The 9,776-nt window shown below is 71.1% G+C and carries 9 protein-coding genes; 3 read left to right on the top strand and 6 right to left on the bottom strand.

Going from position 1 to position 9,776, the window contains the following annotated elements:
* Positions 1-79 precede the first annotated feature (79 nt).
* The gene (gene dxs, locus OG439_RS02525; RefSeq protein WP_326947706.1) at positions 80-1,993 is read right to left on the bottom strand and encodes a 1-deoxy-D-xylulose-5-phosphate synthase; all 1,914 of its coding nucleotides are present in this window, start codon (positions 1,991-1,993) and stop codon (positions 80-82) included.
* 182 nt (positions 1,994-2,175) lie between these two features.
* Here dxs and OG439_RS02520 point away from each other — a divergent pair, with 182 nt between their 5' ends.
* Positions 2,176-3,645 (top strand): aldehyde dehydrogenase family protein, encoded by a 1,470-nt coding sequence (locus OG439_RS02520; protein WP_326947705.1) that lies wholly within the window; start codon positions 2,176-2,178, stop codon positions 3,643-3,645.
* Here the strand turns inward: OG439_RS02520 and OG439_RS02515 are convergent.
* Genes OG439_RS02515 through OG439_RS02505 form a run of 3 tightly spaced genes read right to left on the bottom strand, consistent with a single transcriptional unit; the run spans position 3,600 to position 7,119 of the window.
* Entirely contained in the window at positions 3,600-3,839 is a 240-nt protein-coding gene (locus tag OG439_RS02515; protein WP_326947703.1) for a hypothetical protein, read from the bottom strand. The two genes, OG439_RS02520 and OG439_RS02515, sit on opposite strands and share 46 nt — an antisense overlap.
* A 32-nt stretch (positions 3,840-3,871) precedes the next feature.
* Complete coding sequence (locus OG439_RS02510; protein WP_326947702.1) at positions 3,872-5,059, bottom strand: class I SAM-dependent RNA methyltransferase; 1,188 nt, start codon at positions 5,057-5,059, stop codon at positions 3,872-3,874.
* Entirely contained in the window at positions 5,056-7,119 is a 2,064-nt protein-coding gene (locus tag OG439_RS02505) for an APC family permease (RefSeq protein ID WP_326947701.1), read from the bottom strand. The genes OG439_RS02510 and OG439_RS02505 overlap by 4 nt, the downstream gene beginning before the upstream one ends.
* A 147-nt stretch (positions 7,120-7,266) precedes the next feature.
* On the opposite strand from OG439_RS02505, the gene OG439_RS02500 reads away from it, so the two are divergent.
* Both OG439_RS02500 and OG439_RS02495 read left to right on the top strand, forming a co-directional pair.
* Positions 7,267-7,932, top strand: coding sequence for a potassium channel family protein (locus OG439_RS02500; protein ID WP_326947700.1), 666 nt, complete (start codon positions 7,267-7,269; stop codon positions 7,930-7,932).
* A complete protein-coding gene (locus OG439_RS02495; RefSeq protein WP_247049020.1) occupies positions 7,929-8,585 on the top strand; it encodes a potassium channel family protein in 657 nt (218 codons plus the stop codon). Before OG439_RS02500 ends, OG439_RS02495 begins: the two co-directional genes overlap by 4 nt.
* A 69-nt stretch (positions 8,586-8,654) precedes the next feature.
* On the opposite strand, the gene OG439_RS02490 is transcribed toward OG439_RS02495, so the two are convergent.
* Entirely contained in the window at positions 8,655-9,377 is a 723-nt protein-coding gene (locus tag OG439_RS02490) for a DUF3159 domain-containing protein (RefSeq protein ID WP_247049019.1), read from the bottom strand.
* 9 nt (positions 9,378-9,386) lie between these two features.
* Positions 9,387-9,767 (bottom strand): OB-fold nucleic acid binding domain-containing protein, encoded by a 381-nt coding sequence (locus tag OG439_RS02485; RefSeq protein ID WP_247049018.1) that lies wholly within the window; start codon positions 9,765-9,767, stop codon positions 9,387-9,389.
* Positions 9,768-9,776: the final 9 nt, after the last annotated feature.

Here is a 9,776-nt window from a genome sequence, read left to right as displayed (position 1 = left end):
CGCGAGGTCGGCGGTAAAGCCGTGAAGGCCTCCTTACCGGCCATAAGAGCCGGTAAGGAGGCCTTCACGGCTTTCACACTCAGCTGCGGTCGGCGCTCTTCTCGGACCGTTCCGCGGGTGCGCCGATGCGGCCCGACGCCCACTCCGTCACCCGGCGGGCGACGTCCTGAGCGGTGAGGCCGATGCGGGTCAGGACCTCGTCGCGGCTGCCCAGGTCGTGGAACGTCTGCGGGACGGCCAGGTCGCGCAGCGGGACGTCGCACTCGGCGTCGCGGAAGACCGCCGCCAGGGCCGAGCCGAAGCCGCCGTGGCGGCCGCTGTCCTCGACCGTCACCACCAGCTTGTGCTGCTCGGCCAGCGCGACCAGCTCCGCGGGCACCGGCAGCACCCAGCGCGGGTCGACGACCGTGACGCCGATGCCCTGGTCGGCCAGCCGAGCCGCGGCGGCCAGGCCCAGCGTGGCGAACGCGCCCACCGTGACCAGCAGGACGTCGGCGCCCTCCTTCGGGCGGCGCAGCACGTCGACCGTGCCGAGCCGCTCGACGGCGGTGACGTCCGTGCCGACCTTGCCCTTGGAGAACCGCAGCGCGGTCGGGCCGTCGGCCACCGCCACCGCTTCGCGCAGCTCCTCGCGCAGCGTGGCCGGGTCGCGCGGCGCGGCGACGCGCATGCCGGGCACCATGCCCAGCAGCGACAGGTCCCACATGCCGTGGTGGCTCGGCCCGTCCGGCCCGGTGATCCCGGCGCGGTCCAGCACCAGCGTCACCGGCAGGCGGTGCAGCGCGACGTCCATCAGGACCTGGTCGAACGCGCGGTTGAGGAACGTCGAGTAGATCGCGACGACCGGGTGCAGCCCGCCCATGGCGAGACCGGCGGCCGAGGTGACGGCGTGCTGCTCGGCGATGCCGACGTCGTACCAGCGGTCCGGGAACGCCTCGGCGAACTTGTCCAGCCCGGTCGAGCGCAGCATCGCCGCGGTGATCGCGACGACGTCGTCGCGGTCGGCGCCGATCTTCGCCAGCTCGTCGCCGAACACGCCGGTCCAGCTGGGGCCCTTCACCGGCGGCAGGCCGGTCTCCGGGTCGATCGGGTCGGTCTGGTGCATCTGGTCGTGCTCGTTGTTGACCGCGGGCGCGTAGCCGTGGCCCTTCTCGGTGACCACGTGCACGATCACCGCGCCGCCGAACGCCTTCGCGCTCTGGAACGCCTTCTCCAGCGCGGCGAAGTCGTGGCCGTCGACCGGGCCGAGGTACTTCAGGCCGAGGTCGGAGAACATCGCCTGCGGGCTCAACGCGTCCTTCAGGCCGGCCTTCGCGGCGTGCAGGGCGGCGTAGATCGGCTTGCCGACGACGGGGGTGTGCTTGAGGAGCTCGCGGCCGCCGTCGAGCAGGCGCTCGTACCCGGGTTGCAGGCGCAGCGCGGCGAGGTGGTCGGCGAGCCCGCCGATGGTCGGCGAGTAGGACCGGCCGTTGTCGTTGATGACGATCACGACCGGGCGGTCCCGGTGCGCGGCGATGTTGTTGAGCGCCTCCCAGCACATGCCGCCGGTGAGCGCGCCGTCGCCGACGACGGCGACCGCGTGCCGCTCGTCGTCACCCAGCGCGAACGCCTTCGCCAGGCCGTCCACATAGGACAGTGCCGAGGAGGCGTGGCTGCTCTCGACCCAGTCGTGCTCGCTCTCGGCGCGCGACGGGTAGCCGGTGACGCCGCCGGTCTGGCGCAGCTTGTCGAAACCCTCGGCGCGGCCGGTGACGATCTTGTGGACGTAGGCCTGGTGCCCGACGTCCCAGACGATCGCGTCGCGCGGCGAGTCGAACACGCGGTGCAGGGCCAGTGTCATCTCGACGACGCCGAGGTTCGGCCCCAGGTGCCCGCCGGCCCTGCGGACCTTGTCGACGAGGAAGTCCCGGATCTCGGCCGCCAGTTCGCCGAGGTCCTCGACACTCATGCGCTTCAGGTCCGCCGGTCCGCTGACGGACTCCAGCATCGTCACTCGTCTCCACCTCGCTCATCCACGACCACGTTCCGGCCAGTCTACGGAGACCCGCCACCGAGGTTCCGCCCGCCGCGTCCGGCGTCACAGGCGGAGCGCGACCACCCGTCATCACGCGGGGTGAACCTCGTCTCCCCGCGCTGCTGTGGCGGTTACGCCGCGTGGCCACGAGAATGGGCGGCATGGCGGACTTCTTCATCGGCGGCGACTGGGTGGACGCGGTGGCCGGCGGGCGGCGCGAAATCCGCTGCCCGGCCGACGGCACCCCGGTCGTGACGGTCGCCGAGGGCACCGCCGCGGACACCGAGGCCGCCATCGCCGCGGCGCGGCGCGCGTTCGACACCGGGCCGTGGCCCGGCACGCCCGCGCACCTGCGCGGTGACCTGCTGTTGCGCACCGCCGACCTGCTGGACCGCGACGCCGAGGCGTTCGCCAGGGCCGAGTCGCTCGACACCGGCAAGCGCCTGGTCGAGAGCCGCTACGACATGGCCGACATCGCCGCCTGCCTGCGGTACTTCGGCAAGCTCGCGGCCCAGGACGCGGGCCGCGTCGTCGACACCGGCAACCCGGACGCCTTCAGCCGGATCGTGCACGAACCGGTCGGCGTCTGCGGGCTGATCACGCCGTGGAACTACCCGCTGTTGCAGACCGTGTGGAAGATCGCACCCGCGCTGGCCGCGGGTAACACGTTCGTGCTCAAGCCCAGCGAGCTGACGCCGCACACGGCGATCCTGTTCCTCAAGCTGCTCACCGAGGCGGGCCTGCCGGACGGCGTCGCGAACCTGGTGCTCGGCGCCGGTGCGGAGGTCGGCGCGCCGCTGGCCGAGCACCCGGACGTCGACCTGGTGTCGTTCACCGGTGGCCTGGCGACCGGCCGGACCATCGCCGCGGCGGCGGCCGCCACGGTCAAGAAAGTGGCCCTCGAGCTGGGCGGGAAGAACCCGAACGTGGTCTTCGCCGACGCCGACTTCGAGACGGCGGTCGACTACGCGCTGACCGCGGTGTTCCTGCACTCCGGCCAGGTCTGCTCGGCCGGCGCGCGGCTGATCGTGCAGCGCGAGTGGCACGACGAGTTCGTCGCCGAGCTGGTGCGCCGGGCGGAGCGGATCCGCCTCGGCGGGCCGTTCGACTCGCAGGCGGAAACCGGCCCGCTGATCTCGGCGGCCCACCGCGACAAGATCGAGAAGTACGTGGCGGCGGCGCTGGCCGAGGGCGCGGTGCTGCGCACGGGCGGCCGCCGGCCTGCGGATCCGGCGCTGGCCGACGGCTTCTACTACCTCCCGACCATCCTGGACCAGGTGGAACAGGGCTCGTCGGCGGTCGTCGACGAGTCGTTCGGGCCGGTGCTGACGGTCGAGACGTTCACCGACGAGGACGACGCCGTCCGCATCGCCAACGACACCCACTACGGCCTGGCCGGCGCGGTGTTCACGCAGGACGCCGGGCGGGCGCAGCGCGTCGCGGGCCGGCTGCGCCACGGCACGGTGTGGATCAACGACTTCCACCCGTACCTCCCGCAGGCCGAGTGGGGCGGCTACAAGCAGTCCGGCTTCGGCCGCGAGCTGGGCCCGTCGGGCTTGGGCGAGTACACCGAGACGAAGCACATCTACCAGAACCTGCGCCCGGCGCCGCAGCGCTGGTTCGCGGGCTGAGCTGTCGCCCGATCGGGATCCACCGAACGGCCCAGCCGCGGAAGGTGACCGGAAAGCCAGCCGTGGGCCAGGTACTCGTTCACGCGCATGTGGACCAGGAACTCCCCCAGCACCTCACCCAACGGCCACCTTCGCGCGGTGACCAGGCCGGTCACCCTCGACGCGGCCCGGTCGAAAGCGTCGAGAACAGTCACCAGGACAGTGTGACGACCACCACCGGCAAAACTCAGGACAGCAGCGCCACGCACTCCACGTGGTGCGTCATCGGGAACGCGTCGAACGCGCGCAGCGCCGTCAGCGCGTAGCCGTGCGACGTGAAAGTCGCGAGGTCGCGGGCCAGGGCCGCCGGGTCGCAGGCGACGTACACGACGCGGTCCGGCTGGCCGGCCACGATCGACTCCACCACCGCCTTGCCCGCGCCCTTGCGGGGCGGGTCCAGGACGACGACGTCGACGGGCTTGTCCGCCGCGGACAGCACGTCCTCCACCCGCCCGGCCTGCCACGACACCTGCGGCAGGTCCGCGAGGTTGTGCTGGCCGTCGGTGACCGCGCGGCGGCCCGACTCGATCGCCAGCACCCTCCCGGATTCGCCGACCTGCGAGGCCAGCACCGACGCGAACAGCCCGACGCCCGCGTAGAGGTCCCAGGCCGATCCGCCCGCCGGCGCTTCCGCCCACTCCGCCACGACCGCGGCCAGGGTGGACGCCGCCGCCGGGTGGACCTGCCAGAAGCCGTGCGCGTCGAGGCGCCAGTCGCGGCCCGCGGCGTGCTGCACCGCCACCCCGCCCGACAGCTGCCGGGCGCGGACCTTGCCGCGCACCGTCGACAGCTCGCGGACGTGGGTGCGGCCGTCGCCGTCGCTGGTCACCTCCAGCTCGCTGCCCGGGCGCCAGCGCCGCGCGAGGACGTCTTCGAGCTCGCCCGGGACCGCGATCGGGCAGTCCTCCAGGGCCACCACGCGGTGGCTGTGGTGGGCGCGCAGGCCCGCGCGCCCGTCCCGCCCGGCGACCAGCCGGACGCGGCTGCGCCAGTCCAGCACCCCGCCGTCGAGGGCTTCGACGACGACCTCGCGTTCGATGCCGGCCAGCCGCTGCAGCTGCTCCGCGACCACCGCGGCCTTCAGCTCACGCTGGTACGACGGCGACGCGTGCTGCCAGTCGCAGCCGCCGCACGCGCCGGGCGCGGCGAGCGGGCACGGCGGTGTGACGCGGTCCGGTGACGGCTTGAGCACCTCGACCGCGTCGCCACGGCAGAACGAGCCGCCGTTGTCCTCGGTGACCTCGACGCGCACGTGCTCGCCGGGCAGCGCGTGCCGGACGAACACCACCCGTCCGTCGGCGCGGGCCACGCAGTGGCCGCCGTGCGCGACCGCACCGACCTCCACCTCGAGTACTCGGCCTTGCCAGGACGTCATTCAGCGGGCTCCTTGGGTTTCGCGACGGGTTTGGAAACGGGCTTCGAGACGGGGGTGACGGGCGGGACGCCGCCGGGTGAGAACCCGCGCCGGACGTCGCCCGCGGCGGGCCGTTCGTTCCGGACGCGCGCGGCCGCCTTGGCCGAGGACTCCAGCTGCCACGGCACGCTCGCCACGATCACGCCGGACTGGAACAGCAGACGGCCTTTGAGCCGCAGCGCGCTCTGGTTGTGCAGCACCTGCTCCCACCAGTGACCGACCACGTACTCCGGGATGAACACGGTGACGACGTTGCGCGGGTTGTCGCCGCGCACGCGCTTCACGTAGTCCAGCACCGGTTTCGTGATCTCGCGGTAGGGCGATTCGACGACCTTCAGCGGCACCTTGAAGTTGTGCGCGTCCCATTCGGCGGTGAGCCGGCGGGTGTCCGCGTCGTCCACGTTGACCGTGACGGCTTCGAGGACGTCCGGGCGCATCGCCTTGGCGTAGGCCAGCGCGCGCAGGGTCGGGCGGTGCAGTTTGGACACCAGGACGATCGCGTGGTTGCGCGACGGCAGCACGGTCGGGGTGTCGCCGAGGTCCTTCAGCTCGTCGGCGACGCGGTCGTAGTGCTTCCGGATCGCGGTCATCAGCACGAAGATCGCGATCATCGCGGCGATCGCGATCCACGCGCCCAGCAGGAACTTCGTGATCAGCACGATCACCAGCACGACGCCGGTGCAGGTGAGGCCGACCGCGTTGACCGTCTGCGAGCGCCGCATCCGCCGCCGCTTGGCGGGGTCGGTTTCCTTGGCCAGCAACCGGTTCCAGTGCCGGATCATGCCCGCCTGGCTCACCGTGAACGACACGAACACGCCCACGATGTACAGCTGGATCAGCCGGGTCACCTCGGCGTCGAACGCGATGATCAGCACCAGCGCGAACGCCGCCAGGAACAGGATGCCGTTGGAGAACGCGAGCCGGTCGCCGCGGGTGTGCAGCTGCCGCGGCAGGTAGCGGTCCTGCGCCAGGATCGAGCCCAGCACCGGGAAACCGTTGAATGCGGTGTTCGCGGCCAGCAGCAGGATGATGCCGGTGGAGAAGGAGATGTAGTAGAACGCCGGCGGGAAGTCCGCGAACACCGCGTGCGCGATCTGCGCGACGATCGTCTTCTGCTGGTAGCCCGCGGGCGCGCCGGCGAGCTGCTCCGCCGGGTCCTCGGCGAACTTGACGTCGGTGATCGTGGCGAGCGTGATGATGCCGACCAGCATGGTGACGGCGAGCAGGCCCATCATCAGCAGCGTGGTGGCCGCGTTCTTCGACTTGGGTTTCTGGAACGCCGGGACGCCGTTGCTGATCGCCTCGACCCCGGTCAGCGCCGCGGCGCCGGAGGAGAACGCCCGCAGCACCAGGAACGCGTACGCGACACCCGCGAAGGATCCTTCGGCGCTCAGCGTGAACCCGGCGCTCTCGGCCTTCATCTGGGTGCCGGTCGCCGCCTGGAACAGGCCCCAGACGACCATGATCATGATGCCGATGATGAACCCGTACGTCGGGATCGCGAAGGCCTTGCCCGACTCGCGGATGCCCCGCAGGTTCAACGCCGTGAGCACCGAGACGATCACGATGGACGCCAGCACCTTGTGCTCGGCGACCCACGGGACGGCGGACCCGATGTTGGCCACACCGGACGAAGTGGACACCGCGACCGTGAGGACGTAGTCGACGAGCAGCGCGCTCGCGACGGTCAGCCCGAACTTGCCGCCCAGGTTCGTGTTGGCGACCTCGTAGTCACCGCCGCCGCTCGGGTAGGCGTGCACGTTCTGCCGGTAGGACGCGACGACGACGAGCATCACCAGCGCGACCATGATGCCGATCCACGGCGCCAGCGCGTACGCGGACAGCCCCGCGACGCTGAGCGTCAGGAAGATCTCTTCGGGCGCGTACGCCACGCTCGAGAGCGCGTCGGACGCGAAGATAGGCAGCGCGATGCGCTTCGGCAGGAGCGTGTGAGCGAGCCTGTCACTGCGGAACGGACGTCCGAGGACCAGGCGTTTCAGCACGGTCGGGAACTTCGACACCACCGGACAGTACAGCGGAGCGGCGCTTCTCCGTCGAGGGCGGTGGCGGGGAGGACGGTGGAGCTGACCGGCGGGGCGCAGGGTAGGTTCGGCGCTGGCATGTCGGGGTAGGTACGGACGGGAAACCGCCGAATGAGGAGGCAGGGCGTGCACGTGGTGATCATGGGATGCGGCCGGGTCGGCGCGTCCCTGGCCGCTGCGCTGGAGCGGCTCGGCCACGAGGTGGCCGTCATCGACAAGAACCAGCAGGCGTTCCGCAGGCTGGGCAGCGACTTCCACGGCCAGCAGGTCGTCGGGGTCGGGTTCGACCGCAAGGTGCTGATCTCGGCCGGGATCGAGCGGGCCGGCGCGTTCGCCGCGGTGTCCAGCGGCGACAACTCGAACATCATCTCGGCGCGGGTCGCGCGCGAGAACTTCGGCATCGAGCACGTCGTGGCGCGGATCTACGACCACAAGCGCGCCGCCGTCTACGAGCGGCTGGGCATCCCGACGGTGGCGACCGTGCCGTGGACCACCGACCGGTTCCTGCGCACCCTGCTGCCGGACGGCGTCGCGTCAGCGTGGCGGGACCCGTCGGGCAATGTCGCGATCCTGCAGCTGCCGCTCCACGAGGGCTGGGTCGGGCACTCCGTGAAGTCCCTGCAGGAGGCGAGCGGCGCTCGGGTCGCGTTCATCATGCGCTTCGGCACCGCCGTGCTGCCGGACCCCAAGACCGTGCTGCAGGCCGACGACGACGTGTGGGTGGCCGCGCGCTCCGGCACCGTCAGCGACGTGGGCAGCGTGGCCAACCGCGAACCGGAGGACGAGGCATGAGGGTCGCGATTGCCGGTGCGGGCGCCGTGGGCCGGTCCATCGCCGCCGAGCTGATCGACGGCAGGCACCAGGTGATGCTCATCGAGCGGGAGGCCGACCAGTTCGAGCCGCACACCGTCGAGCAGGCCGACTGGGTGCTCGGCGACGCCTGCGAGGTGTCGATCCTGGAGGAGTCCGGGATCGAGCAGTGCGACGTCGTGATCGCGGCGACCGGCGACGACAAGGCCAACCTCGTGGTGTCGCTGCTGGCGAAGACCGAGTTCGCGGTGAAGCGCGTCGTGGCCCGGGTGAACAACCCGGCCAACGAGTGGCTCTTCACCGACGCCTGGGGCGTCGACGTCGCGGTGTCGACCCCGCGGATGCTCGCGGCGATGGTCGAAGAGGCGGTCAGCGTCGGCGACCTCGTCCGGCTGATGACGTTCCGGCAGAGCAACGCGAACCTCGTCGAGCTCACCCTCCCGGAGGAGACGCCGCTGGCCGGGAAGCCGGTGAGCGAGCTGGACCTGCCCCGCGACGCGGCGCTGGTGACGATCCTGCGCGGCGACCGCGTGATCGTGCCGCAGCCGGAGGACCCGCTCGAGCCGGGCGACGAGCTGCTGTTCGTGGCGACGTCCGACGTCGAGCCGGAGATCCGCACGGCCCTGGGCTACTGACAAAAGCCGTGAAGGCCTCCTTACCGGCTCTTATGGCCGGTAAGGAGGCCTTCACGGCGTTAGGGAACTTCAGGCCTCGGGGGCCGCGTACTTTTCGCGGAGCCGGGCTTCGACCTCGGCGTCGGTCTCCGGGGCCGGCTCGTCCTCGGCCATGGCCTTGAGCCGCTTGTCCGACCGGCGCACCGCCCAGACGACCACCAGCAGGCCCAGCGCGTAGAGCGGGTAGCCCATGGCGATCTTCGCGAAGGCCAGCCAGCCGGTGTAGTCCTCCTGGTAGAGCCACCGCTGCACGACGAACCGGGCGGCGAAGATCGCCGCCATGGCCAGCGTGGCGACGTCGTAGCCGTAGCGGGACGGCTTGTCCTTGCGCCACGCCTGGCCGGTGCCGTTGAGCATGTTCCAGACGACGCCCGCGATCGGGTAGCGCACCACCACCGACAGCACGAAGATGCCGCAGTAGACGAGGCTCGCGTAGATCCCGAAGAGGAAGAACCCCTTCGCGGACCCGGTACGGTAGGCGATGAACGCCGCGATGGCGACGCCGAAGAACCCGGAGATCGCCGGCTGCAGCGGCTCCTTGCGCACCAGCCGCAGCACGGTGATGGCCACCGCGCTGCCGATCGAGGTCCAGATGGCCGCGGTCAGGCCGAAGAAGGAGTTCGCCAGGACGAACACGATCACCGGCAGCGACGAGTAGATCAGGCCGGACACGCCGCCCATCTGCTCGAGCAGGGTCGGCTGCGGTTCATCCGCGTCTTCGGTCTTCTTCTCGCTCGGGGCGGGATCAGTCACGATAGGTGATCAACTCACTGGGCTCTGGAGTTCGTAATAGGGGTTGTACAGCACCTTCTGGCCGTCACGGGTGGCCATCCGGCCGCGCACCTTGATCGTGCGGCCCGGTTCGATGCCCGCGATCCGGCGGCGGCCGAGCCAGATTAGCGTCACGCCCTGTGTCCCGTCGAACAGCTCCGCCTCCAGCGTGGCGGCTTCGTTGGTCGGGCAGAGCTCGACACTGCGGAGTCTCCCCAGCACGGTGACCTCTTCGCCGGAGCGGCAGTCGCAGGCGCGCTGCGCGCCTTCGGCGTCCGACCTCATCGACATCTCGTCGGCGTCGAGATCCTCGACGTCGCTGGTCAGCTTGCGAACCAACCGGCTGAAGTAGCCGCCGTCTTTGGCGGACATAGGTGCTCC

The sequence above is a fragment of the Amycolatopsis sp. NBC_01307 genome, assembly GCF_035975215.1.
Classification (GTDB): Bacteria; Actinomycetota; Actinomycetes; order Mycobacteriales; family Pseudonocardiaceae; genus Amycolatopsis.
The sequence above is the reverse complement of the archived record's forward strand: the minus strand, read 5'-3'. Positions and strand labels throughout refer to the sequence as shown.

What these genes read in the sequence shown, in the direction of transcription:
- OG439_RS02520 (WP_326947705.1), top strand. Translation starts at nt 2,176, where the DNA reads ATGGCGGACTTCTTCATCGGCGGCGACTGGGTGGACGCGGTGGCCGGC.
- OG439_RS02510 (WP_326947702.1), bottom strand. Translation starts at nt 5,059, where the DNA reads ATGACGTCCTGGCAAGGCCGAGTACTCGAGGTGGAGGTCGGTGCGGTC.
- OG439_RS02495 (WP_247049020.1), top strand. Translation starts at nt 7,929, where the DNA reads ATGAGGGTCGCGATTGCCGGTGCGGGCGCCGTGGGCCGGTCCATCGCC.
- OG439_RS02485 (WP_247049018.1), bottom strand. Translation starts at nt 9,767, where the DNA reads ATGTCCGCCAAAGACGGCGGCTACTTCAGCCGGTTGGTTCGCAAGCTG.